General features: G+C 55.0%; 24 protein-coding genes and 1 pseudogene. 15 read left to right on the forward strand and 10 right to left on the reverse strand.

From position 1 onward, the window contains the following. The first annotated feature begins 41 nt into the window (after positions 1–41). The 5 genes from H151_RS0101055 to H151_RS0101075 all read left to right on the forward strand — a co-directional run bounded on the left by H151_RS0101055 (position 42) and on the right by H151_RS0101075 (position 5,077). Positions 42–1,001 carry a mitochondrial fission ELM1 family protein gene (locus tag H151_RS0101055; RefSeq protein ID WP_019959763.1) on the forward strand — a complete coding sequence of 320 codons (960 nt, stop codon included), beginning with the start codon at positions 42–44 and terminating at the stop codon, positions 999–1,001. 67 nt (positions 1,002–1,068) lie between these two features. Further along, positions 1,069–2,043, forward strand: coding sequence for a thioredoxin-disulfide reductase (gene trxB / locus H151_RS0101060; protein ID WP_019959764.1), 975 nt, complete (start codon positions 1,069–1,071; stop codon positions 2,041–2,043). Positions 2,044–2,094: 51 nt separating this feature from the next. Continuing rightward, the gene (locus H151_RS0101065; protein ID WP_019959765.1) at positions 2,095–2,793 is read left to right on the forward strand and encodes an ABC transporter ATP-binding protein; all 699 of its coding nucleotides are present in this window, start codon (positions 2,095–2,097) and stop codon (positions 2,791–2,793) included. Further along, entirely contained in the window at positions 2,790–4,094 is a 1,305-nt protein-coding gene (locus H151_RS0101070) for an ABC transporter permease (protein ID WP_019959766.1), read from the forward strand. Before H151_RS0101065 ends, H151_RS0101070 begins: the two co-directional genes overlap by 4 nt. Positions 4,095–4,168: 74 nt before the next feature. Further along, entirely contained in the window at positions 4,169–5,077 is a 909-nt protein-coding gene (locus H151_RS0101075) for a LysR family transcriptional regulator (RefSeq protein ID WP_019959767.1), read from the forward strand. A 250-nt stretch (positions 5,078–5,327) separates the two neighbouring features. On the opposite strand, the gene H151_RS0101080 is transcribed toward H151_RS0101075, so the two are convergent. The 3 genes from H151_RS0101080 to H151_RS0101090 all read right to left on the reverse strand — a co-directional run bounded on the left by H151_RS0101080 (position 5,328) and on the right by H151_RS0101090 (position 8,049). Then, positions 5,328–6,071, reverse strand: coding sequence for a CPBP family intramembrane glutamic endopeptidase (locus H151_RS0101080; protein ID WP_019959768.1), 744 nt, complete (start codon positions 6,069–6,071; stop codon positions 5,328–5,330). A gap of 153 nt (positions 6,072–6,224) precedes the next feature. Continuing rightward, on the reverse strand, positions 6,225–6,692 hold the full coding sequence (locus H151_RS0101085) for a Dps family protein (RefSeq protein ID WP_019959769.1): 468 nt from the start codon (positions 6,690–6,692) through the stop codon (positions 6,225–6,227). Between the two features lie 142 nt (positions 6,693–6,834). Beyond that, positions 6,835–8,049 carry a pyridoxal phosphate-dependent aminotransferase gene (locus H151_RS0101090; protein WP_019959770.1) on the reverse strand — a complete coding sequence of 405 codons (1,215 nt, stop codon included), beginning with the start codon at positions 8,047–8,049 and terminating at the stop codon, positions 6,835–6,837. A 233-nt stretch (positions 8,050–8,282) separates the two neighbouring features. Here H151_RS0101090 and H151_RS0101095 point away from each other — a divergent pair, with 233 nt between their 5' ends. The 4 genes from H151_RS0101095 (at position 8,283) to H151_RS0101110 (ending at position 12,440) form a co-directional block, all read left to right on the forward strand. After that, positions 8,283–8,516 carry a hypothetical protein gene (locus H151_RS0101095; RefSeq protein WP_156823328.1) on the forward strand — a complete coding sequence of 78 codons (234 nt, stop codon included), beginning with the start codon at positions 8,283–8,285 and terminating at the stop codon, positions 8,514–8,516. Positions 8,517–8,552: 36 nt separating this feature from the next. Then, entirely contained in the window at positions 8,553–9,854 is a 1,302-nt protein-coding gene (locus tag H151_RS0101100; protein ID WP_156823329.1) for a hypothetical protein, read from the forward strand. After that, positions 9,855–10,877 carry a threonine aldolase family protein gene (locus H151_RS0101105; RefSeq protein WP_019959773.1) on the forward strand — a complete coding sequence of 341 codons (1,023 nt, stop codon included), beginning with the start codon at positions 9,855–9,857 and terminating at the stop codon, positions 10,875–10,877. A gap of 96 nt (positions 10,878–10,973) precedes the next feature. Then, positions 10,974–12,440 (forward strand): glycoside hydrolase 64/thaumatin family protein, encoded by a 1,467-nt coding sequence (locus H151_RS0101110; protein WP_019959774.1) that lies wholly within the window; start codon positions 10,974–10,976, stop codon positions 12,438–12,440. Between the two features lie 26 nt (positions 12,441–12,466). Here H151_RS0101110 and H151_RS15105 read toward each other — a convergent pair whose 3' ends face one another. The 3 genes from H151_RS15105 to H151_RS0101120 form a co-directional block, all read right to left on the reverse strand. Continuing rightward, positions 12,467–12,745, reverse strand: coding sequence for a hypothetical protein (locus H151_RS15105; protein ID WP_019959775.1), 279 nt, complete (start codon positions 12,743–12,745; stop codon positions 12,467–12,469). A gap of 142 nt (positions 12,746–12,887) precedes the next feature. Continuing rightward, on the reverse strand, positions 12,888–13,421 hold the full coding sequence (locus H151_RS0101115) for a response regulator (RefSeq protein ID WP_040758261.1): 534 nt from the start codon (positions 13,419–13,421) through the stop codon (positions 12,888–12,890). 160 nt (positions 13,422–13,581) lie between these two features. Then, positions 13,582–13,782: a hypothetical protein gene (locus H151_RS0101120; protein ID WP_019959777.1), complete on the reverse strand. Its 201-nt coding sequence runs from the start codon at positions 13,780–13,782 to the stop codon at positions 13,582–13,584. A gap of 176 nt (positions 13,783–13,958) precedes the next feature. Between H151_RS0101120 and uvrB the strand changes: the two genes are divergently transcribed. The 3 genes and pseudogenes from uvrB to H151_RS17855 form a co-directional block, all read left to right on the forward strand. After that, positions 13,959–16,202 (forward strand): excinuclease ABC subunit UvrB, encoded by a 2,244-nt coding sequence (gene uvrB / locus H151_RS0101125; protein WP_019959778.1) that lies wholly within the window; start codon positions 13,959–13,961, stop codon positions 16,200–16,202. Between the two features lie 25 nt (positions 16,203–16,227). Further along, positions 16,228–17,529 (forward strand): KAP family P-loop NTPase fold protein, encoded by a 1,302-nt coding sequence (locus H151_RS0101130; protein ID WP_019959779.1) that lies wholly within the window; start codon positions 16,228–16,230, stop codon positions 17,527–17,529. Positions 17,530–17,612: 83 nt separating this feature from the next. Beyond that, positions 17,613–17,726 (forward strand): annotated as a pseudogene (locus H151_RS17855) (UvrB/UvrC motif-containing protein); the annotation flags it as partial. Between the two features lie 310 nt (positions 17,727–18,036). Here the strand turns inward: H151_RS17855 and argS are convergent. Both argS and H151_RS0101140 read right to left on the reverse strand, forming a co-directional pair. Next, positions 18,037–19,800, reverse strand: coding sequence for an arginine--tRNA ligase (gene argS, locus H151_RS0101135; RefSeq protein WP_019959780.1), 1,764 nt, complete (start codon positions 19,798–19,800; stop codon positions 18,037–18,039). Positions 19,801–19,842: 42 nt separating this feature from the next. Continuing rightward, positions 19,843–20,409 (reverse strand): hypothetical protein, encoded by a 567-nt coding sequence (locus tag H151_RS0101140; RefSeq protein ID WP_019959781.1) that lies wholly within the window; start codon positions 20,407–20,409, stop codon positions 19,843–19,845. 140 nt (positions 20,410–20,549) lie between these two features. Here H151_RS0101140 and ispH point away from each other — a divergent pair, with 140 nt between their 5' ends. Genes ispH through rnhA form a run of 3 tightly spaced genes read left to right on the forward strand, consistent with a single transcriptional unit; the run spans position 20,550 to position 22,401 of the window. Then, entirely contained in the window at positions 20,550–21,500 is a 951-nt protein-coding gene (gene ispH, locus H151_RS0101145) for a 4-hydroxy-3-methylbut-2-enyl diphosphate reductase (RefSeq protein WP_019959782.1), read from the forward strand. Beyond that, the gene (locus H151_RS0101150; RefSeq protein WP_019959783.1) at positions 21,497–21,925 is read left to right on the forward strand and encodes a DUF1801 domain-containing protein; all 429 of its coding nucleotides are present in this window, start codon (positions 21,497–21,499) and stop codon (positions 21,923–21,925) included. The genes ispH and H151_RS0101150 overlap by 4 nt, the downstream gene beginning before the upstream one ends. Next, positions 21,922–22,401 (forward strand): ribonuclease HI, encoded by a 480-nt coding sequence (gene rnhA / locus H151_RS0101155; RefSeq protein WP_019959784.1) that lies wholly within the window; start codon positions 21,922–21,924, stop codon positions 22,399–22,401. The genes H151_RS0101150 and rnhA overlap by 4 nt, the downstream gene beginning before the upstream one ends. Here rnhA and H151_RS0101160 read toward each other — a convergent pair. Both H151_RS0101160 and H151_RS0101165 read right to left on the reverse strand, forming a co-directional pair. Continuing rightward, the gene (locus H151_RS0101160; RefSeq protein ID WP_019959785.1) at positions 22,398–22,733 is read right to left on the reverse strand and encodes a hypothetical protein; all 336 of its coding nucleotides are present in this window, start codon (positions 22,731–22,733) and stop codon (positions 22,398–22,400) included. The two genes, rnhA and H151_RS0101160, sit on opposite strands and share 4 nt — an antisense overlap. Positions 22,734–22,815: 82 nt before the next feature. Next, entirely contained in the window at positions 22,816–23,283 is a 468-nt protein-coding gene (locus H151_RS0101165) for an NfeD family protein (RefSeq protein WP_019959786.1), read from the reverse strand. Positions 23,284–23,312 lie beyond the last annotated feature (29 nt).

A 23,312-nucleotide genomic window follows, 5' to 3' on the forward strand; every position in this document is an offset into this window, starting at 1 on the left:
ACACGCTCGCGATATTCGTCAACCCTCCATGAGGAGATGACTTGACGCTGGGCGTAGAAAGCCGTTCAACCAAAACCATGAGTGCAGATCATAAAACCTGTTTTGTCGTGTCCGATGGCCGCCGGGGCATCGAGAATCAGGCCCTGGGCCTGGGCGAGGCTTTGGCCCGCAAGATGGCCTTGCAAATCATGCCGATCCAAGTGCCCCGCACGGGAGCCATTCCCGATCCAGGCTCCATCGCGCCCGATATCTGGATCGGGTGCGGACGCGCAGCCGTGCGCGCCGCGCGCTTGCATAAACGCGCCTTTCCCAAGGCGAAATTCGTCTATGTTCAAGATCCGCGCGCGGGCCATGAGCTGTTTGATTTGATCGTGCCGCCCTTTCATGATGATCTCAAAGGCCCCAATGTTTTACCGATTTTGGGCTCGCCCAATCGCGTCACCCCGGCGCGTCTGAAAGATGGGGTTGAGCCTTTCAAGGCCCGTATCGCGACCCTGGCCGGGCCGCGCATTGCGGTGCTGATTGGCGGTGATAGCAAGCATCATCATTTCACCCCGGCGGTCGGCCATTATCTGTTGGAGCGCTTGGAGGATTTGCGCGATCTGGGCGCGAGCTTGATGATCACCACTTCGCGGCGCACACCTGAGGCATTTGTGGGGCTTTTAAAAACCCGCTTCATGGATGATTCTCGCGTTTGGCTGCACGAGGGTGAGGGGCCGAACCCCTATTTTGCCTTCTTGGCGAGCGCCAATTGGATCTTCGTCACTGAAGATTCTACCAATATGTTGACCGAGGCTGCGGCCACTGGCACACCGGTTTACCGCCTGCCGCTGGAAGGTAAGCCCAGCAAATTCACTCGCCTTTATGAGCAGTTAGAAGGCCATGGCAGTGTTCGCCCCTGGCTGGGCCAGCTTGAAGACTGGACCTATAGCCCGCTTCGCGAAACTGAACGTGTGGCACAGCGCCTACTTGAAATGATGGGCCAAAAGCCTGACCTTTAGGCCCAAGATCGTAAGAGCTATCGCGCCTGCCGGGGGCGGCGCGCAAGACAAGAAAGGAAGGGCCAGCATGAGCGAGACCCGTCACCAGAAAGTTGTGATCATCGGTTCCGGCGCGGCCGGATATACCGCCGCCATTTATGCCGCGCGCGCCATGTTGGAACCGGTCTTGATTGCGGGCCTGCAACCAGGCGGTCAATTGACCATCACCACCGATGTTGAAAACTATCCCGGTTTCGCCGATCCGATCCAAGGCCCTTGGCTGATGGATCAAATGAAGGATCAGGCCGTCAATATGGGCACCGAGATTATTTCCGACATCATCGTCAAAGCTGAGCTGGAAGAGCGTCCCTTCAAGCTGACCGGCGATAGCGGCACGATTTACACCGCCGATGTTGTCATCATCGCGACCGGGGCGTCTGCCAAATGGCTGGGCCTGGACTCAGAGCAAACCTATCAAGGCTTTGGCGTTTCGGCCTGTGCGACCTGTGATGGCTTCTTCTATCGCGGCAAGGAGGTCGTTGTTGTGGGCGGCGGCAATACCGCCGTCGAAGAAGCGCTCTTCTTGACGAATTTCGCCAGCAAAGTGACCCTGGTGCACCGCCGTGACAGCCTGCGTGCAGAAAAAGTCATGCAAGAACGTCTGTTCAAGCATCCCAAGGTCGAAGTGATCTGGGACAGCACCCTGGAAGAAGTGGTCGGCGAAGACAATCCGCGCGGCGTGACGGGCGTGAAATTGCGCAATGTCTTGAGCGATGAGATCAAAGACGTGCCCGCGCACGGCGTCTTCATCGCCATTGGTCACGCCCCGGCGACATCGCTGTTCGCCGGTCAATTGGACATGAAAGAAGGCGGGTATCTGAAAACCCAACCCGACAGCACCGCGACCAATATTCCAGGGGTTTTTGCCGCCGGGGATGTCACCGATGATGTCTATCGCCAAGCCATTACCGCCGCGGGCATGGGCTGTATGGCTGCCCTGGAGGCGGAGCGCTATCTCGCTGCGCACGAAAGCGCGCACGAAGCCGAAGCCAACGCCGCTTAACACCGCATAATTCACTTGGCGCAGGCCGAAACCTACGTTACTCAGTAACGCATGTCTTCGCCTGCGCTTCGTCTTTGTGATCTGCAATTTTCCTATACACGCCGGGGTCCGCGCGTGATCGACATCGCGCATTTTGCGCTCGATGCCGGGGAAAAAGTCTTCCTTAAAGGGGCCAGCGGTTCGGGCAAATCAACCCTTCTGGGCCTGATCTCCGGCATTCTCAGTGCCCGCGCGGGCTCGATTGAATTTGCCGGTGAGGATCTGGCCCAGCTCTCGCCCGCGCGCCGTGATGATCTGCGCGCCAGCCATATGGGCGTCATCTTTCAGCTGTTTAACCTGTTGCCTTATCTTCCCGTGGCGGAAAACATCCTGCTCCCCACGCAGTTCTCCTCCGCGCGCCATCGCGCCTGCCTTGAGCATGGCGGCCCGACGAAGGAAGGCCAGCGCATTCTGGCCCGTCTGGGTCTGGATCCTGCCCTCTATTGGCATGCGAAAACCCGTGATCTCAGCGTCGGGCAACAGCAAAGGGTGGCCGCAGCGCGCGCGCTGATCGGGCGGCCCAAGCTGGTGCTGGCCGATGAGCCAACCTCGGCCCTTGATAGCGATAGCCGCGATGCCTTTATCGAGCTGGTCAAAGACGAGTGCGCCCATTCCGGTGCGGCCCTGCTCTTCGTCAGTCATGACGCCTCACTGGCGCAGCATTTTGACCGCACGGTGATCTTGCAAGAGCTCAATAGGAGCGCCGCATGAGCCGCGCCCCGATCACAACCCTGGCCTTGCGCTCGGTCTTTAACCGCCGCCTGACCGCCTTTTTAACGGTGTTAACGGTGGCCATTGCGGTCTGCCTGTTCTTGAGCGTGCAAAAGGTGCGCGATGGCGCGCGCGACAGCTTTGAAAACACCATATCCGGCACCGATCTGATTGTTGGCGCACGCTCCAGCCCGGTGAATTTGCTGCTCTATTCGGTCTTTCATATTGGCGATGCCACCAATAATATCACCTGGGATAGCTATCAGGCCGTCGCCAACGCCCCCGGCGTGGCATGGACCGTGCCCTTGTCCCTGGGCGATTCGCATCGCGGCTATCGCGTGGTCGGCACGAATAATGATCTCTTCGCGCGCTATGAATATGGTCATAATCGTCAGGTCCGTTTTGAACAGGGGCAGGCGCTGGACCAGCTTTTCGATGTCGTCCTGGGGGCCAGTGTCGCGGGCGATTTGGGCTATGATCTCGGCGATAGCCTCGTCTTAGCCCATGGCGGGGGCGAGGTGGGCTTTATTGAGCATGACCATAACCCCTTCACGGTGGTCGGCATTCTCGCGCCGACGGGAACGCCGCTTGATCGCTCACTCTTCGTCAGCCTGGAAGCCATTGAGGCCATCCATGTCGCAGGCCCCACCGGGCGCGGCATGGATATGGACCACCACGATCATAGCCATGAGGGCGAGCCAGAGGGTGATGATCACGCAGCGGCTTATGATCTTGAGGCCCTGCAGCCCGATCAAATCACCGCCTTCCTGGTGGGGCTTAATAGCCCCGTTGCGGCCCTACGCCTGCAGCGCGCAGTCAATACCTATCCGCAAGAAGCTTTACAGGCCATCATTCCGGGCCTCGCCCTGGCCCAGCTGTGGGGCCTTGTTTCCATTGCAGAAAAAGCTTTGACGATTGTGGCAGCCTTCGTGGTTGCCTCGGGTCTCATTACAATTTTAATCTCGATCCTCACCAGCCTGAATGAGCGCCGCCGTGAAATGGCGATTCTGCGCGCACTGGGGGCACGCCCAGGCCATATTTTCGTTTTACTGGTCAGTGAAGCGGGCATTCTCGCCGCGCTGGGGGCCGTAACGGGGCTTCTTCTGACCTATGGCGGATTATATATAACCGCGCCCATTGTTGAAGCTGAATACGGCTTTGCCCTGCCCGCCTTTAGCCCAAACCTCAATGACTTGGCCCTCGTCGGCATTGTCACCTTGGCCGCCGGCCTGCTGGGCATGATCCCAGCCTGGCGCGCCTATCGCAATTCTCTTGCTGACGGCATGAGCATTCGCCTCTAAGCTTCTTTTCATACCAAGATGACATAAGCCCAGGCGACTTGTTCACAAGCGTACCATGGGACGGGGACTGCCAAATGGATTGGGACAAACTCAAAACCTTTCACGCTGCCGCTGAGGCGGGCTCGCTGACCGGTGCGGCAGAGGCCTTAAACCTCTCGCAATCAGCGGTCAGTCGTCAGATTTCCGCGCTGGAAACGGATATGGGCATTAAGCTGTTCCACCGTCATGCGCGCGGTCTGATCGTGACGGAGCCGGGCCGGATCCTGCATGAAACTACCCGCCAGGTGTCAACCCAGATTACCTTTGCTGAGGTTCAGGTCCAAGACTGCCGCGATGAACCCTCGGGCCTGTTACGCGTCACGGCGCCCACGGCCCTGGGCGCATTGTGGATTGCCCCGCGCCTGACCCGGTTCAAGGCGATGTATCCCAGCATCAATCTGCGCCTGATCTTTGTCGATAACGAGCTGGATCTTGCCAATCTGGAAGCCGATTGCGCGGTAAGACCGTGGGCCTCCAGCCAAAATGATCTGATCCAACGTAAAGTCATGGAAGTGCCCCAGCATCTTTATGGATCTGAGGCCTATTTTGCCCGGTTGGGCGAACCCAAAAGCCTGGCTGATCTTGATTCGGGTAAGCACGATCTCATCACCTATGGCCCGCGCAAGCATGCCCCCCTGCCAAATCTCAACTGGATTTTGGATATTGGCCGCAGCGAGCAGCAAGGACCACGCAAACCTGCGATTGAAATTAATACGATCAATGGCATGGTTAAATTGGCTGAAGCGGGGCTGGGTTTGACCGGTTTACCCGATTATGTCGCCCGCGAAAATGCGATGTTAAAGCCAGTTTTGCCTGATTTATTAGGCCCCCCTTTTGAGATTTTCTTTGTATATCCCAATGAGTTAAAGGGATCGCGGCGCATTGCGGCTTTCCGTGAATTTTTGATGCTGGAGATCAAAAATTGGGACGTCGCCCAGCTGTAAAGAAAGCGTTAAACAACTGTCAGCTTTGCGTCACAATTGGTAAACCCTAACAGCTTGCCGCAAAAATGCATAGCTCCCCTACCCAAACATCTCTTCTGGTCATGCATGGATATGCGTATAACCCCCCTCGACGACAGCGGCGCTGTCTTCCCCTTTTGCGCATACCCGTCTCCTCCCCGATCAGGTATGCTAGACTGAGCCAGTCTGCTGAGGCAGCCTGGCTCTTTTTTTTTCTAGCGATCTGTTGAGCTTAAATATCCGCCCCGGTGTAGAGCGCGGTGAACATCAAGCTATCGACCAGCGCATGGCCAATCACCAGCGGCCAGATATTTCGCTTATAAACTAAAAACAATGTCCCCAGGATCAAGCCGATCGCGCCCGTGGTGATCAAACCGCGCAGGCCCTGATAATACATATGGCCCATACCAAACAGTGTCGCCGCCGCAATCACACCCAGGACATTGGCCAAGGGCAGCCCCCGGAAGGCACGCTCAAACCGGGTGATCAGAAAGCCGCGAAACATGATCTCCTCGCCCAGGCCCGCACCCAGCCAGGCAATGACCATCCAAAGCAGATATTTGTTTAAATTCCCGGCAATCTCGCCAAAACGCTCTTCAATGCCCTCTGGCACCGTCTGGAAGGCGGGAATGCCCATGGCTTCACCCACAACGGCGATGCCCCCGCCGGTGACCAGAATGGCCACGACACACAATAAAGCTTGAGGGATAAGCAGCCCCATGGATTTAAGACTTGAAAGATCACGCAAACCCAAATGCGAAAAAGGTTCTTTTTTCCAGATTAAATAAACCCCCAAAACGCCCAAGAGGGCGATGAGGGATACAGGCCCCGCATAACGCCAGATAAAAATAGCGAGCACCGCTTTACTGACTAAGGCTAAAGTAATGAAAAATATAAGCTCCACCAAAGCGACACTTCGCTTTGGCTTTATGCCTTGATCCTGAACGTCAAGATCCGTTGATGTCTGTTGCAGCATTGACCGTCTCCTTGTTGATACCTCCAAGATGAGTGTCAAAGCGCGAATGGATGCATTTCTTTATGATTTTCTAAAATAAAACCCGCCCATGAGATGCAAAAAAACGCCCACCCCCTAGGGTGAGCGTTTTTAAACTCTAGTATCAGAAGCGTGTTAGCCCAAAGTGGCCCGCAGCATCCACGCGGTTTTCTCGTGGGCCGTCACGCGCGGGGCCACCAGATCTGCCGTTGCCTCATCTTCATGCTCGCCCGCCAATTTCAGAGCGGCGCGCGCGGTATGCACAACCTGCTCATGACCGGCGATTAGATTTGCGACCATCTGATCGGCCGAAGGCGTTTCTGTGTCCACTTCGATAGAAGCCGACTTCACCATCTCGGTGTAGGAAATCGGCGCTTTGAAACCTAGTGCGCGGATACGCTCTGCGATGTCATCGGTTGCGGTCCACAGCTCAGTATATTGCACTTCAAACATCGCATGAAGATCATGGAAACGCGGACCGGTGACATTCCAGTGATAGGCATGCGTCTTGAAATAAAGCGCATAGGTGTCGGCCAGCAATTGTGTGACCGCTTCTGCCATGGTTTTACGCTGGTCTTCAGTTAAGCCCATATTGATTTTCATGACGAGGTCTCCTTGTACGGTATGCCGCGCCGTGTTGGCCCGACCTGTTCTACACCAGAGATATAGGCTCTGATGAGCCATAAAGCCAATAAATCGTTTGATTAAGAGGTATAGTGCGACACTATACCTCGTATTGCGTATCTTAAGCCGTCAAACCCTCACAGAAGCGGCGAATACGCTTGCCCGCCTCGATCAAGGCCTCATCAGAGGTCGCATAAGAAATGCGGAAGCCTGGCTCCGCGCCAAAGGCCACGCCGGGAACCACCGCAACGCCTTCATCTTCCAGTAACGCGCCGCAGAAATCGAGATCATTGGTGATCTTCTGGCCTTTGGCGGTGGTCTTACCCATCGCGCCAGAGCAATCGGCGAACACATAGAAAGCCCCTTCTGGGGTCGGCGCGCTCAAACCCGGTGCGGCGGCAATATCGGCCAGCACCAAATCCCGGCGACGTTTAAACGCTTCGTTGCGCGGCACCAAGAAATCATGCGAGCCATTGAGCGCAGCGACCGCGGCCCATTGCGAGATCGAGCACGGGTTAGATGTCGTCTGGGTCATCACCTTACGCATCGCCGAGATCAGCTTTTCTGGACCACCCGCATAGCCAATCCGCCAACCGGTCATCGAATAGGCTTTAGAGACGCCATTCATGGTCAAGGTGCGGTCATAAAGATCAGGGGCGACTTGCGCGATGGTTGCGAATTTATAATCGTCATAGACCAGATGCTCATACATATCGTCGGTCATGATCATGACATGAGGGTGACGACGCAGAACCTCGGCCAGGGCTTTCAAATCATCCGCCGTATAGCCGACCCCGGTGGGGTTAGACGGCGAGTTCAAGATCAGCCAGCGGGTGCGCGGGGTAATGGCCGCGTCGAGCTTTTGCGGACTTAGCTTGAAGCCTTCTTCGAAAGTCGCTGTGGCAATCACCGGCTCACCGCCGCACATGCGCACCATTTCCGGGTAAGACACCCAATAAGGCGCAGGGATCACCACTTCATCACCGGGGTTCAAAGTCGCGAGCAGCGCATTATAAATCACCGGCTTACCGCCCGGCCCGACATTGATTTGCGCAGGCGTATAGGTCAGACCATTATCACGCTTGAATTTCTCAACAATGGCGGCTTTCAGCTCAGCAATACCATCGGTCGCGGTATATTTGGTCTCACCGCGAGTAATCGCGTCGATGGCGGCCGCTTTAATGTGATCGGGCGTGTCGAAATCTGGCTCTCCGGCACCCAACCCGATCACATCAACCCCCTTGGCCTTGAGCTCACGCGCCTTTTCCGTCACCGCAATGGTCGCAGAAGGCTTAACACGAGACAGGGCATCCGAGGTTTGGATCGTCGTGGACATGGGGCATCTCTTTTAAAGGTGAAGGCGCGTTTGATGCGCGTGCGAAGACAAGTGTGCGCACCCTAAACCTCTCTTTGCGCGCTTCCAAGGGCCTTGGCACATTCACGCCGCAATTCGCCGCGACATGGCCTTTTTCGCGCCCCTTTAGCGACGAAGTGCTCGCTAATATAGCACACACGGACATCGGACATGGGGAATAGACAATGGCCCACGGGACACAGAATGAGCGCAGTGTGCATCTGAGCTCTTTGATCAGTTTTGTAATGGCGGCGCTGGCGATGATTGCTTGCTTCTGCCTGTTTTCCTCGGCGAATGCCGCGGTCTTCGTAGAAGGTCCAACGACAATGGCCCATAGCGGTGAAATCTTTTTCTCCATCGGCTTACTGGCTGCTTCTTTTGCCTTTTTTGCGCTGGCGCGCTTTCAGGCGACGCGGATTTCACCGCACTGTAACAAAGATCAGTTGTAACGCTTTTTTCAATTGAAGACGCGCGCAGCCTCGGCCATGTCTAGGGATGTGGAAGAGATCTTTGTTCAAACCCTCACCGCGCTGCGCACCCCGGACGGGCAGCGCCGCGGCATCGCCTATGGCGTCACCGGCCTGATCCATATCAGCGCTGCGGCTTTGTTATTGATGGCTCCACCTTTGATCCCAGGACAAAAGGGCGGCGGCGGGGGCGGCGCGATCAATGTGCGCCTTTATACGATTGCTGGCGGAGATAATGCGCAAAGCGATGCCCCCTTGTTTGAGCCGACCTTGGCCGATAGCGCCCAAGGCTTCACCAGCACCCACCCTGAGACCAGCGAAACACCGTTCAACGATCTGACCAGTGATCAAACACCCTTAGGCCCTGTGCGCGATGTGAGCGGAACCGGGGATGGCACCGGAGACGGATCGGGCGAAGGCGCAGGTGAAGGTCAAGGCGCCGACATCACAACACGCGATACAACGCAGCGCGTTGAAACGCCCAACCTGGAGGCCGAGCCGACAATCGAGCCGGAACCCGTCTCACCCAGCGTAGAAGAAACCCCCGACATCGCCGCCCCTGAGGAACCCATCGCCCCAGCCCAAAGCCAAAGAGATGTTAGCTTGCTGCAAACCACAGGGCGCGCGGATGATGAGGCCGAGCGCGAGGCCAATGCACGCACCACCCAAGGGGGGCAAACCTCAACTACGTCTTCAGCATCACGCGCAGGCGGCGCACCCGCCGCCAGCTTGAGCCCCGGCCCTGTGGCCACGCCGGTTCAAACCACAGGTTTGCAAGAACCGCCCGCGCGCCAGGCACGCGGCGAGCAGCCCAGCTTTGCCGACATCGCAGCACGCGCACGCAGCCCTTATGATATTTCTCATTTCCCGCTCACCGGGTTCGGACCCGTGAGCGGCGATACGGTCAGTGAGAGCCTGTGCCTTGCCTCCTCTGATGCAACGCGCGAAGCGGCTGAATGCCCGCCCGGTGCCAATCCCGAAGCCGCGCGCCTGGCCGATTATGCCCTCACTCAATTTGGCGAGCAGGCCCCGCAATTCCTGGTCGATCTGGAGCGGGCGATTTTCTTGCGCCAAAATGGGCAAAACGGCTCTTTCCTGGAACGCTGGTTCACCGAGAAAGATATTGCCCAGCGCGAATTGCGCGAAACGCCCCAGACCCAGCGCCGGGTCTTGCGCGACATGTATGGCGAGGTTGATAATCTGGGCTATCTCACCGCGCCAACCAGCCCCTGGAAATATCAAGATCCGAATGGCGAGCGCATCACCCTGCCCGAAGGCGGTACCTATGGCGAGCTGACCTCGCCCAATGAGGGCAATTAAATGAGCTTTTTGTCTGACACGACCGCCCCGGCCCATCCCAGCTTGATTGAGGCCATCGCGCGAGCCAATACGGACTTTGCGCCCAGCTATGGGGCCGATGCGATCAGTGCGCGGGTCAAGGCTCAGCTTTGTGAGATCTTCGAGACAGACCTTGAGGTGCTCTTCGTCATATCCGGCACCGCGTCCAATGCCTTGGCACTTTCCATCCTGGCTGACCCGGATGGTGCCATTTTCTGTCATGATGAAGCGCATATTCACCGCGATGAACGCGGCGCGCCGGAATTTTTCACCCAGGGGGCCAAGCTGATCCCCCTTCACGGTGAGCATGGCCGAATTGACCCCAAAAGCCTTGAAGCGGCCCTCGCCCAATGGCCGCGTGACTTTCTTCATGCCGCCCCGCCGCAAGTTTTAAGCCTCTCCCAGCTCAATGAAGCCGGATGCGCCTATAGCCGGGATCAATTGGACGCTTTGATCGCACCGGCCAAAGCCGCCGGGCTCAAAATCCACATGGATGGCGCACGCTTTGCCAATGCCTTGGTGACAAATGGCCTCAGCCCGGCAGAGCTCACCTGGAAGGTTGGCGTCGATAGTCTCTGCATGGGGGCCACCAAGAACGGTGCTTTAGGGGCCGAAGCGATCATCCTTTTCCCCAGCGTCAAAGACCGCTTTGCCCGCCTGCAAGCGCGCCAGAAACGCGCAGGCCATATGGCCCCGAAAATGCGCTTTATCGCCGCACAATACGAAGCCTGGTTAAAGGATGATCTCTGGCTGGATCTAGCCCGTCACGCCAATGCCAAAGCCCTGGACCTTAAAGCGATATTTGAAAGCCAAGGCGAGATCGGCTTCGCCCATCCGGTTGAAGGCAATGAGCTGTTCGTGCATATGCCCGCCCCCATCGCCGAACGCCTTCGCCAAGCCGGGATCGGCTTTTATGGCTGGCCAGATGGATCCGCGCGCTTCGTCACCAGCTGGTGTACAAGCGATGCGGATATTGAGCGCGTCAACGCCGCGCTGAAACCTTAACTTTAGATTGCAAATCGGCGCCAATCAGCCTAGCGATACTCCCCAGGGGTGCGTGACCATCTGATCGAAAGGTCAGATTTTACACGTGGAGTTTTTATGTTCACCCCTTCTACCCGCACATCCATTCAGGTGAAGTATCAAGGCCTGACGAGCGATCAGGGCCTTAGCTATTATGTCCTCCTGACCGCGAAATCCGTAACGGGCCTTAAAGGCATCGCGCTCAATACGGTGACAAAGCTGAATGACATTCCCAAAAAGGCGATCAGCTTTGAGACGATACAAATCGGACGGCTCTATATTGCACGCGACACCTTCACCCCGCCGCCCCTGCCCACGGGCAGTCTGGACTATGGCTGGATCGAGCTCACCAAAGTCAGCCCCAACGCACCGGTTTGGATCAATTTAACCGCCGTTGATGAGATCAGCTTACCCCTCATCCTATCCGGGACTGAAGCTGATAGCGGTAAAGCGTTCTCTCTGGGCTATCGCATTCCAATCGCTGCCGATCCCGGCGCGCCCAGCCTGATCAGCATGGTTGAAGCCATTTTGGTGGATCAAACCCCGGTCATCAACACCACGACAGGCGAAACCAAAATCGCCGCCCCGACCCAATATCCGGCAAGTTATCCCAGCTTCGCGCCCTATCTTAAAGCCCTCACCGAGAAAAAGCGCACCCCCATCACCATCCAATCTGATAGCCCCAGTAATGGCCCGCCCAAACTCTTCAAAGGCTATTTTGAAAAAGCCCAAATCCTGGCCGATGATGGCGAACCCGATGATGATTTGCCGTTGATCACCTTAACCTCGCAAGATAGCGCGAAGGATAAACTCGTCATTCAGCGCAAGGACTTCACCTCTGAGATCATTTATCGCTGCGGCGGGGGCGAGCTGATGTATAATGGTGTCAGCTATCCGCAAAATCGCACGGCTGAAAATGATCCCGGCAGCACCGCCAATCAGCGCCTGATCACCAATTCAGTTTTTCGTCGGCTGGTCATCGGGATCAATGAAGGTTATTTCAGCCCCGATGGCCCGAATGATAGCCGGATCTTCTCCGGCATGGAGCCCTTCAGCGACAATCGCGGCAATCTCTATGCCAAGGCCGTCTATCAAGCCAGCAATGCCTATGGCTTTCCCTATGCAGATGCCAATCTGAAGACTTTAATCAAGGCGCAATCTAACGGCGTCATTAAGCTGGGCATTCTGTCCAGCACCCAGGCCCAGGGGTATCAAAACTATCCCAAAACGCCCTCAGACGGGCTTTATCAATTTGGCATCGGAGCCGATAGCCAAAGCCTGGGCGCAATCCGGATTGGCGAATGGACCTATGAAGCCAATGATGCAGGGGCCTATGGCGGCTATTTGCCTTACCTGCCCGATTGGACGCGGATGCATTTCACAGGGCTGGGAAGCGATCATTATATCTGGATCAAAAACGGCGCGGTTGCAGCCGGTGATTGCCTCAGCGCTGCGCCCAGTTGGAATTCCAGCCAAACCTATCTCAGCTGGCCAGCGGACCTCAGCTGGGTCACAGGCCAAACCCCACCCGCCAAGCCGACATAACAAGGGGGCCTTTCGGCCCCCAACCCTCAATAACCGTTTTCATCACAGCTCTCAGTCCAAGAGCTACCCGTATTGTGATCATAACAAATTACGAAGATACATTCCTGGCCTTCAGGGTCCGCTGAAAAAACATGGCAGACAGGAAAATCCTCATAATTCGCCAAAAGCCGCGCGCTTATTTCATCGCTCGATAAGTAGGCAATCTGCGAACTGTTTACAGCAGAACTTAGGACCTCACCGGATGTTACATCACTAGGGTTGAAGGTCACTGACGCTAGAAGGCTCACTGCAATTAAACTGATCATGTGTTTCTCCATTGATGATCTTGCAATTTACCCTCAAAGGAGAAAAAGTAAATTTAAATTCTCTATATAAGGGAGCCTTATTAATGAAGCATACTCTATAAAACCGGCCAACTTTTAAAAATACTCTTGAAAAGCAAGCTACTCAACCAAAGTCGACATCGTCGTCCTTGCTCATATTCTGCTTATCTGTGGCGCGCCGCCATGGGCCGGTATAGCGCGGATCCTGACGCCGGCGACGATCGGGGCCGAAATAGGTCGGGGCCTTCACAAAGCGTCGCGGACGTTCAATAAGGGCCACCAAGCGATTATAAACGTCAATCGGACGCACCGGCTTGGCAAGATATTCATTCACCCCGGCCGCAATCGCTTCCATCACGCGTGAGCGGTCGGTATGGCCGGACACCATGACGATAGGCAGATATTTATTCGGGCTATCCGATGCGGTGCGCACCAGCTGGGTAAATTCCAGCCCATCCACATCGCCCAGCATATAATCGACCAGCGCCAAATCAGGATTGTGATTGCGCATCGCCTCAAAGGCGTCGGCGGCATCGCGCGTTTCATAGATCTGACGAATGCCGAACCCTTGCAAGACCTTACGCAGGATCGTCGACATATGGTTATTGTCCTCAAGGATCAGGACACGGACCCGTTCGAAACTTCCCTCAGACGACATTGCGGCTCACACGGTTAGGATACTTCTTAAAGCCTCAATCTGGCGAAGGAGGGTAACAACAAGGTTAATCAGATTAAACCCTTTGCACAAATTCAAAAAGAAAAGGGACCTGCGCACCACTCTTCACGCAGATCCCTTTTTAAAGCGGGTCTAAACCCTTTTAATCCTCTGATCCATCACAGCGACGGAAAGGATTGGGTTTTTGAGGACAGGCAATCGCCAAGCAATTGCCATGACTGTCATAAATCGCATAGCAGCCTTCAGGGATGACCGGATCTTCCGCCATCGCCAACCCCGGACCAAATACAGCCCCAGCCATCGCCAGGCCCGCAACCGCAAGGCGTTTCAGAATTAGGCGCATTCTTTCCTCCCTCGGTGTTTGTTATCACGCTTGATAGCGCGCAGGAGGCATTTTGACCGAACAAATGCTAAATGGGGAGTCCTTTTTGAAAAAATCGCCTGCCCTCCTGTCACTTGATATGTCAGGAAGCGACGGCGAGACTGGAAGTCTGCGCCAAGCCGCGCCATATTCGCCCCATGGCCAAGATTACCCGCGACGACAGCGCCTATGCGCCCCTGGATGATGAAGAGACCGAAGCCCCCGCGCGCCCTGCCCGCGGCGTGTCAGATATGGGGCAAGTCAAATTTGAGATGGACAATGTCCATCCCCTGACCCAGGCCGGAGCCGCGCCGATCGCGCTCGTCACGCCCGAGGATTGGCAGCCGCACCGCCCCTCACGCCCGCACAAGTCCCAAGGCGGCATCGCCTTTGACTGTGTGTCGGAATTCAGCCCCATGGGCGATCAGCCCAAAGCGATTGAGGAACTGGTCGCGGGCCTCAAAGAGGGCGAGCATGATCAGGTTCTGCTCGGCGCGACCGGCACCGGTAAGACCTTCACCATGGCCAAAATTATCGAGGCGACCCAGCGCCCGGCCCTGATCCTGGCCCCGAACAAGACGCTTGCCGCCCAGCTCTATGGGGAGTTCAAAAGCTTCTTCCCCAACAATGCGGTGGAGTATTTCGTCTCCTACTACGACTACTATCAGCCCGAAGCCTATGTGCCGCGCACCGACACCTATATCGAGAAGGAAAGCTCAATCAACGAGGCGATTGACCGGATGCGCCACTCCGCCACGCGCTCGATCCTGGAGCGTGATGATGTGATCATCGTCGCCTCGGTCTCGTGCATCTATGGTATCGGCTCGGTCGAAACCTATACCGCCATGGTTTTCGATCTCGAAGTGGGGGCCATGAAGGACCAGCGCGACGTGATGCGCAATCTGGTCGCCCTGCAATATACCCGCAATGAGGCAAGCTTTACCCGCGGCACCTTCCGGGTCAGGGGCGATGTGGTGGAGATCTTCCCCAGCCACTATGACGACGCGGCCTGGCGCATATCCTTCTTCGGTGATGAGATTGAAGACATTGTCGAATTTGACGTTCTGACCGGCAAAGCCGCCGCCAAGCTGAAACAGGTGCGCATCTATGCCAATTCGCACTATGTCACCCCGCGCCCAACGCTCAACGGTGCGATCAAGTCGATCAAGGCGGAGCTGGCGACCCGCCTCACCTGGATGGAGGCCAATGGCAAGCTGCTCGAAGCCCAGCGCCTGCAACAGCGCACCGAGTTTGACCTGGAAATGCTCGAAGCGACCGGCGTGTGCAACGGTATCGAGAATTATTCGCGCTATCTCACCGGGCGCAAGCCGGGCGAACCCCCGCCCACCCTGTTTGAATACATCCCGGACAACGCCTTGGTTTTCATTGATGAAAGCCACCAGACCGTACCCCAGCTGGGCGCGATGTTCCGCGGCGACTTTAACCGCAAGCGGACTTTGGCCGAGCATGGCTTCCGCCTGCCCTCTTGTATGGATAACCGCCCGCTGAAGTTTGAAGAATGGGAGGCGATGCGCCCGCAAACCGTCCACGTCTCCGCCACGCCGGGCAAGTGGGAATTAGAGGCCACCGGCGGCGTCTTTACCGAGCAAGTTATTCGCCCCACCGGCCTCATCGACCCGCCCGTCGAAGTGCGCCCTGTCGCCAAGGACGGCTTCAGCCAGGTCGATGATATCATTGATGAAGCGCGCGCCGTCGCCGCCCGGGGCATGCGCACCCTCATCACCACCCTCACCAAGCGCATGGCCGAGGATCTGACCGAATACATGCATGAGCAGGGATTGCGCGTGCGCTATATGCACTCCGACGTCGATACGGTCGAGCGCATTGAGCTGATCCGCGATCTACGCCTGGGCGAATATGATATCCTGGTTGGGATCAATTTGTTACGCGAGGGTCTGGATATCCCTGAGTGTGGCCTGGTCGGCATTCTCGATGCCGATAAGGAAGGCTTCCTCAGAAGTGAAACCAGCCTGATCCAGACCATTGGCCGCGCCGCGCGGAATGCCGAGGCGAAAGTCATCCTCTATGCTGATCGCGTGACCGGCTCGATGGAGCGCGCCATGGAGGAAACCAACCGCCGGCGCGACAAACAAATCGCCTATAATGAAGCCCATGGCATCACCCCGCGCACCATTGTGCGTGGCATCAGTGATGTCCTGGAAGGTGTCATCGAGAAAACCGCCAAGGGCCGCAGCGCCAAAGCCAAATCGCGCAATGACCGCCGTAAAGGCGTCGCGGAGGAGCAGGCGAGCTTTGAACCCAATAACCTCAAAGCCGCCATCGCCGATCTGGAAAAACGCATGCGCGAGGCCGCCGCCAATCTGGAATTTGAGGAGGCCGCAAGGCTAAGGGATGAGATTAAAGAATTAAGTGGGGAGTAAAACCTCACAATTAGAGAGATCTACAATGGAAGTACCAACTTTTGAAGAACACGACTTATTCAACAAAAAGAAACTTGCTGAAGATATAATTAAAGTATCTAACGCTAAAAGCGAGCCTATTATTTATATGCTTGATGGACCATGGGGATCGGGTAAGACTTACTTTATAAACCAGTTTATTAAACATTGCGACTCGCTAAAAATACCCGTCATTCATTTTGATGCTTTCAAACATGATATCAGTAGAGACGCGTTTGCTTCTCTAGTGGGCTGCGTAGCTAAATACGCTGAACAATCAGACCCCAAGAACGAACTAAAAAATCAAATAATAAAAGCAGGATCAAAAGTTGGGCTTTCACTATTGAGGGGCGGAGCCAGTACAATAATAAGCTTAGCGAGTGGTGGCTTAATTACGAGCCAGGTAATGGATGGAGCAGGAGAGAACTTGAAAAATGCTGTAAACTCAGGAATAGGAAGCACACTTAATTCATTAACCGAAACCGCCTTGGAAGAATGGATCAATAGCCAAACTGAAAATGAAGTCAGAATTCAAGATTTTAGAGACATTTTGACAAAAGTTGTTAAGAAAAGTATAGAGCACACTGATGCACAAAAAGCTTATTTTATCATAGACGAATTAGATAGATGCAGACCGAATTTCTCCATTGAAATTATAGAGTGCATAAAGCATATATTTAATATAGATAACATCGATTTCATCATAACCACAGATAAAAATCACTTGGAAAACTCGCTTTCCCATCTATACGGACAAAATATTAATACAACAACATATCTTGAAAAGTTTTATGATTTACGCATTAACTTCTATAGATCAAGCCACTCAGAACTAAATAATGCAAAAAAATATATTCGACACCTATGCTTACAACACCTAAACTCTAACGCCAATTCTATTGGCTATGCACTTGAATTATTAAATATTTGTGCAAACACTATTAGACTGTCATTTAGAGACATTAAGAAAATTATTATCCACCTGTCTATATTACAGCACCTTCCTGATCCAAATTACGGTGTTGCCCTGTTCCCATTAATTTTCTTGAGGCAAATTGATAATAACCTATATTTATCAGCGATAAGGAAAGAAGTTTCCGCACAAGAAATAATGCACAAATGTGGTCTTAGAAAAGAGAGTACTGAGTATTATAACGACCTAGAGTCTTCTTTGCATGTGTTAATTTTTAAAACAACCAGAGAGGACAATAATTTAGATCAAGGAAATCTTGATCAATTATGGTTAAATAGAATAAACATACCGCTTGAAGAATATTGCGATCGCTTTATTGAAATTATTTCACCTTAATATGTTGAAATTTTTACTTACTTACACCCCCCTTCGGGAGTTTTCTTTTGAATTCACAACTTAGCCAAACTCAATCTAATGCCCTCAAATCCACGATTGCCGATCTGAAAAAGCGCATGTTATAAGCCGCCGCCAATCTGGAATTCGAAGAGGCGGCAAGGCTACGCGATGAGATTAAAGAATTAAGTGGGGAGTGAGGCTTCATCATGGCTTGTCATCCCGGACAAGCGTAGCGCTCAAGTAGGCGCTAGCCGATAGCGCACATCAATAAGCGCAGATCCGGGATCTATTGAGGCTTCCTTCAATGTACATAGATCCCGGCTCAAGGCCGGGATGACATTATATTTAAACTGACATCCACTGGACCAGAATAAAAATTCTTAACCCACCTCATATCCTGTCATCCCGGACGCGCAGCGATCCGGGATCTATTGAGAGTGCCATCAATGCGCATAGATCCCCGATCAAGTCGGGGATGACAGTGTTTATCTCTTCAACAAGCGGCCACTACATCCGCTCTGGGATGTCCATCCCGATGAGGGAGAGCGCCAGGGTCAATTGATCCAGCATCGCTTTGGCCAGCGCGAGGCGAGAGGCGCGCACCGCGTCATCGCCCTCAGGCAGGATGGGACACGCCGCATAGAAGCTGGAGAAGGCCTGCGCCAGCGCAAAGGCATGTTCACAAATATGGTTCGGCGCACGAAGATCATAGGCGCGTTGCAACGCGCCATCAAACCCATCGAGACGGCGCACCAAAGCGGCCTCTTCCGGGGCGGTGATCTGGATCGCGCCGGGCTCTAGGCCTTTCTCCTTGGCTTTACGCATCAAGGATTTCACCCGCACCGCTTGATAAAGCAGATAAGGCCCGGTCTTGCCTTCGAAGGAGATAAACCGTTCCAGATCAAAGATATAATTCGTGGTGCGATAATTGGAGAGATCAGAGAAACGGATCGCGGCATTGGCGACCAGACGCGCGACCTCGGCCTTATCCTCGGCGGATAATTCTGCGCCCAGACCGGCTTCATCAATGCGGGCCGCGGCGCGCTCACGCGCTTCGCGAATCAAATCGGCCAGGCGGAAGGTGCCGCCATCGCGGGTGCGCAGGCGCTTGCCATCGGGGCCATTAACAGTGCCGAATTTGATATGCTCAAACGCGCCCTCTTGGCCCAATCCGGCCTTATAGGCGGCGCGGAACACCTGTTCAAAGTGATCAGATTGGCCCAAATCCACGACATAGAGCGTGAGATCGGGGTTCTGCTCGACTTTACGATCTTCAATCGTGGCCAGATCGGTCGTGGCATAAAGCGCAGAGCCTTGCGAGCTGATCAAGATCAACGGCGGCAGCTCTTTCTTATCATCCTCACGCGCGACCGGAATGATCCAGGCCCCATCAGACTGGATGGTCACGCCTTCGGCTTTAAAACGCTCGACCATAGGCGCGATGCGATCATGGACATCGCTTTCACCCTTCCACAGGTCGAAAGACACCCCCAAATCGCCAAAATCGCGCTTCAGCGCCGCGATAGAGACCTCAATGAAATGCCGCAGCAGGGCACGATAGCCGGGACGGCCGGCTTGTAATTCTGCCGTGGCCGCACGCGAGCGCGCCATGCGCGCCTCATCACTTTTTGCCTTGGCCGAGGCCTGAGGGTAAAGCCGGGCGAGATCTTCAATATCGACAGGGGCTTCACTGGGGTAAGGCCCGGTGAAATTGGCGTCAAAATAGGGAAGGTCGGGCTGCTCATCCTGCAATTCAGTGACCAGATGGCCCATCTGCAAGCCCCAATCGCCCAGGTGAATATCGCTAATCACCTGATCGCCGCGAAAACGGAACAGGCGCGAGAGGCTGTCACCGATGACGGAGGAGCGCAAATGGCCGACATGCATGGGCTTGGCCACATTCGGCCCGCCATAATCCATCATCACCGTGCGCGGTGTTGCCACCTTACCTGCACCGGCACGCGGATCAGCGGCAATTTCATTAGCGCGCGTCGCATAAAAGGCGGGCGTCAGGCGGATATTCATAAAGCCCGGCCCGGCGATCTCAATCTCCAGATCCGGGGCTGCGGTTTTGAGATGTTCAACAATCGCTTCGGCAACCGCGCGCGGGGCTTTTTTAGCGGCTTTGGCTGCGGCCATCGCGCCATTACACTGATAATCGGCCAGTTCGGGGCGGTCGCTTTCTTTGACCTGACCCAAATCAGCAGGCAAATCCAAAGCGGCAAAAGCGCCACCGAAGGTGGCGCTCAATTGATCAGGAATACTCGTCATCTATCGTCTCACTGCGGGCGCGAAGGGCGCGCCCAAGAGGGGTTAGTCACCAGAACCGGCAGACACGCGGAAGCGCTGACCTGACCGATTAAACTCTAATTGCTCTTCGCTCAGCTCAAAACCGACCAGGATCTCGAAATTGGCACCCGAGGTGGTTTCAGTTGCGCGCGGGATGACAATATTGTCAAAGCTCTCAACACGCTCGACCCGGTTTTGGCCGGGCTCAAATCGCACTTCAATCGGGAAAGTTTGTCGCTCAATCACCGCCAGATCGGTGCGGGTAACGGCCACAAAATAATGATAGGTATGGGTCATACCTTCCGCGGCAGGGCCACGGCCAAAGGCAAAGCGGATTTGCATATTGTTGACAATCGGATCGCTGCCCACATAGCGGCACAAAGAGCCGACGTTCAAAATCTCGCCGGTATAGCCCACATTATCGTAGGCGACGGCTTCACCCTGAAACTCGACCACGCGGTGTGCGTCATAGAGGCTCAGCGCATTGGGACAAGGCCCTGCGTTTTGCTCTGGCGTATCCAGCGCATCGCCAACGGTTGAACACCCTGATAACGCCAACCCTGCAATGGTCAGTAAAGCAGCAAAACGCATGTGTAGGTTCCTTAACTTCGCGCGCGACCCATATTACCCCTAAGCCTAAGCCTCTTACCCAAAGAGACGGGCTTTGATACACCTCTACGACGTGGAGCCCCTAAGAGCAACGCTTGAGACCGCAAGGCGCTGAGGATTTTATGACTTCTAACCCAAAATTAGCCGTTTTTTTGGCAAGCCCACGTGGTTTTTGCGCCGGTGTCGATCGTGCGATCCAAATTGTTGAAAAGGCGCTGGCCCGCTATGGCGCGCCGGTTTATGTACGTCATGAGATTGTGCACAATAAACATGTGGTCAACCGGCTAAAAGCGATGGGTGCGATTTTCGTCAAGGAATTGGATGAATGCCCCGATGATCGCCCCGTGGTCTTCTCCGCCCATGGCGTCCCCAAATCGGTGCCCGCAACGGCTGAACAACGCGATCTTCTGTATGTCGATGCCACCTGCCCTCTGGTCTCGAAAGTCCATATCGATGCCGAGCGCCATGATAAGGCCGGGCGCGAGATTATTCTGATCGGGCATGCTGGCCACCCTGAAGTCATCGGGACTATGGGGCAACTCGAAGAGGGCCGCATGGTTTTGATTGAGACCGAAGCCGATGCCGAAGCCTTCACTCCGCGCGATCCCGACAATCTCGCCTACGTCACCCAGACCACGCTGTCGGTCGATGACACATCAGCCATTGTTGAGATTTTAAAGCGCCGCTTTCCCCATATGGCGAGCCCGCATAAAGAAGATATCTGCTACGCCACCACCAACCGCCAGGGTGCCGTCAAAGCCATCGGGCCAAAGTCTGATCTGGTCCTGGTCGTGGGCGCGCCCAATTCGTCAAACTCGCGCCGCTTGGTCGAAGTTGCCACACGCGCCGGGGCCAAAGCCTCCTACCTGGTGGAAAAGGCGGACGATATCGACTGGGCCTGGTTTGAAAACATCTCCAGCCTGGGGGTCAGCGCCGGGGCCTCCGCGCCTGAGGACTTGGTCGAAGACCTCCTCGCGGCAGTGGCAGAGCGCTTTGACATCACCGTCGACACGATCGAAGTCGCCAAAGAAGACGTTATTTTTAAACTTCCCAGAGCCGTGGCCGAGGCATGAGCGAGAATAAAACCCAAGCCACGTGTGTCGATGTTCACCGCTATTTAGCCGGTGTCGAACCGCAACGCCGTCGCGAAGACAGTCTGATTTTATTGGATCTGTTTCAAGAGGCTACCGGCTGGCAACCGCGCATGTGGGGGCCGTCCATGGTCGGTTTTGGCCGTTATCATTATAAATATGATACGGGCCGGGAAGGGGATTTTTTCGCTACCGGATTTGCCCCGCGCAAAGCCAAAATGGTCGCCTATATCATGCCTGGTTACCAAGATTATTCAGACATCCTCTCGCGACTAGGCAAGCACAAGCTGGGTAAATCCTGTTTGTATTTCAACACGCTCGCCGACTTAGACCTTGAGGTCTTGAAAACTCTCATCAAGACAGGAATTCGGGATTTAGCGCAAAAATACGAAGTTTTTGATCAATGAGCCTGATTACCATTCACACCGACGGTGCCTGCTCCGGCAATCCGGGCCCAGGCGGTTGGGGCGCGATTTTGGAATGGCGCGGCCATAAAAAAGAGCTTAAAGGCGGCGAAGCGGACACGACCAATAACCGCATGGAATTGATGGCCGCGATCCAGGCGTTGGAGGCGTTAAAGCGCGCCAGCGATGTGCGCCTGGTGACCGACAGTGTCTATGTGCGCGATGGCGTCACCAAATGGATCCATGGCTGGAAACGCAATGGCTGGAAAACCGCCAATAAAAAACCGGTCAAAAACGAGGATTTATGGCGTCGCTTGGATGAGGCAACCCAGCGTCACCGCATTCAATGGGACTGGGTGAAAGGCCATGCTGGGGATCCCGGCAATGAACGCGCGGACGAGTTGGCGCGCGAGGGCATTGCCGATTTAAAACAGGACGGGGTGCAAGACGCGCCCTCTGAAGCCCCCGAAGCCCCTTAAAGTCCTTGAAAGTGCAACACGTCCTGCGCGCGATGAATATCACAGGAGATCGGGCCAAAGTGGGGCATCTGGCATTGGGCACTTTCGCGTTGACTCAAACGCGCCTGAAAACGCTTTTCATCGCGCATCCAGATTTCAAACCGGCCATCGCCGGCGATTTCACAGCGCAGTTTTAATCGTCCGCCAACGGAACAACGCGATTGCAGATGGCCATATTTGATCAGTTTGAAATCTTCATAGTCATAACTTGAAACCGGAGCATGGGCGTCCACGGTTAAATCCCCGCCATAGCTGGGAATCCCACCCATGAGCGCCAAAGCCAACCATAGCATTTTTATATCCCTCCCCAGGAACAATCTATAAAATTTGGCCATGATTTTGGGGAGAGATCAAGATTTAAGCTGTAGGTGAAATTTATGCCCGCTTCACCACCAAGACCGTACTATCCAGAGCGGTGATGATCACGCTGTCGCCTTCGGCAAAATCCTCGCCATTTTCAGCGCGCGCAGGCCAAGCACTATCGCCGATCTGAACCCGGCCCTGTCCGCCGGAAAAGGCGACCACGACTGTGGCGCGCTGGCCGACCATGCCCTGGGCTCGATCATTAAGGACCGGCCCGGAGCCCATAGATTTCAGGTAAGGCTTCACAAAGCGATCCCCGATGAAGACCAGCGCCAAGGTCAAAACGCCAAAAACGGCCATTTGAAGGCCCCAGGGCACGCCTAACACTTCAAGACTGATCCCGCCCACGATGAAGGCCGCAGCCGCAGGCCACAACAGATAGGTCGTTCCGGTGATCAATTCCCCGATCAGGATAAGGCCCGCCAGGCTCCACCACACCCAGATATTCAGCTTGTCCATCAGGGCAAAAAAACTCTCCATGGATGATCCTTTCGTTCAAAGCCCGCCGG

Origin of the sequence: Woodsholea maritima DSM 17123 (assembly GCF_000382325.1) — a bacterium.
Classification (GTDB): Bacteria; Pseudomonadota; Alphaproteobacteria; order Caulobacterales; family Maricaulaceae; genus Woodsholea; species Woodsholea maritima.

Coding starts and splice junctions, on each gene's coding strand:
- argS (WP_019959780.1), bottom strand. CDS start 19,800: ATGACGAGTATTCCTGATCAATTGAGCGCCACCTTCGGTGGCGCTTTT.
- H151_RS0101075 (WP_019959767.1), top strand. CDS start 4,169: ATGGATTGGGACAAACTCAAAACCTTTCACGCTGCCGCTGAGGCGGGC.
- H151_RS0101105 (WP_019959773.1), top strand. CDS start 9,855: ATGAGCTTTTTGTCTGACACGACCGCCCCGGCCCATCCCAGCTTGATT.
- H151_RS15105 (WP_019959775.1), bottom strand. CDS start 12,745: ATGATCAGTTTAATTGCAGTGAGCCTTCTAGCGTCAGTGACCTTCAAC.
- H151_RS0101130 (WP_019959779.1), top strand. CDS start 16,228: ATGGAAGTACCAACTTTTGAAGAACACGACTTATTCAACAAAAAGAAA.
- H151_RS0101120 (WP_019959777.1), bottom strand. CDS start 13,782: ATGCGCCTAATTCTGAAACGCCTTGCGGTTGCGGGCCTGGCGATGGCT.
- H151_RS0101080 (WP_019959768.1), bottom strand. CDS start 6,071: ATGCTGCAACAGACATCAACGGATCTTGACGTTCAGGATCAAGGCATA.
- ispH (WP_019959782.1), top strand. CDS start 20,550: ATGACTTCTAACCCAAAATTAGCCGTTTTTTTGGCAAGCCCACGTGGT.
- H151_RS0101100 (WP_156823329.1), top strand. CDS start 8,553: ATGTCTAGGGATGTGGAAGAGATCTTTGTTCAAACCCTCACCGCGCTG.
- H151_RS0101160 (WP_019959785.1), bottom strand. CDS start 22,733: ATGCTATGGTTGGCTTTGGCGCTCATGGGTGGGATTCCCAGCTATGGC.
- trxB (WP_019959764.1), top strand. CDS start 1,069: ATGAGCGAGACCCGTCACCAGAAAGTTGTGATCATCGGTTCCGGCGCG.
- H151_RS0101165 (WP_019959786.1), bottom strand. CDS start 23,283: ATGGAGAGTTTTTTTGCCCTGATGGACAAGCTGAATATCTGGGTGTGG.
- H151_RS0101065 (WP_019959765.1), top strand. CDS start 2,095: ATGTCTTCGCCTGCGCTTCGTCTTTGTGATCTGCAATTTTCCTATACA.
- rnhA (WP_019959784.1), top strand. CDS start 21,922: ATGAGCCTGATTACCATTCACACCGACGGTGCCTGCTCCGGCAATCCG.
- H151_RS0101085 (WP_019959769.1), bottom strand. CDS start 6,692: ATGAAAATCAATATGGGCTTAACTGAAGACCAGCGTAAAACCATGGCA.
- H151_RS0101150 (WP_019959783.1), top strand. CDS start 21,497: ATGAGCGAGAATAAAACCCAAGCCACGTGTGTCGATGTTCACCGCTAT.
- H151_RS0101140 (WP_019959781.1), bottom strand. CDS start 20,409: ATGCGTTTTGCTGCTTTACTGACCATTGCAGGGTTGGCGTTATCAGGG.
- H151_RS0101110 (WP_019959774.1), top strand. CDS start 10,974: ATGTTCACCCCTTCTACCCGCACATCCATTCAGGTGAAGTATCAAGGC.
- uvrB (WP_019959778.1), top strand. CDS start 13,959: ATGGCCAAGATTACCCGCGACGACAGCGCCTATGCGCCCCTGGATGAT.
- H151_RS0101115 (WP_040758261.1), bottom strand. CDS start 13,421: ATGTCGTCTGAGGGAAGTTTCGAACGGGTCCGTGTCCTGATCCTTGAG.
- H151_RS0101070 (WP_019959766.1), top strand. CDS start 2,790: ATGAGCCGCGCCCCGATCACAACCCTGGCCTTGCGCTCGGTCTTTAAC.
- H151_RS0101090 (WP_019959770.1), bottom strand. CDS start 8,049: ATGTCCACGACGATCCAAACCTCGGATGCCCTGTCTCGTGTTAAGCCT.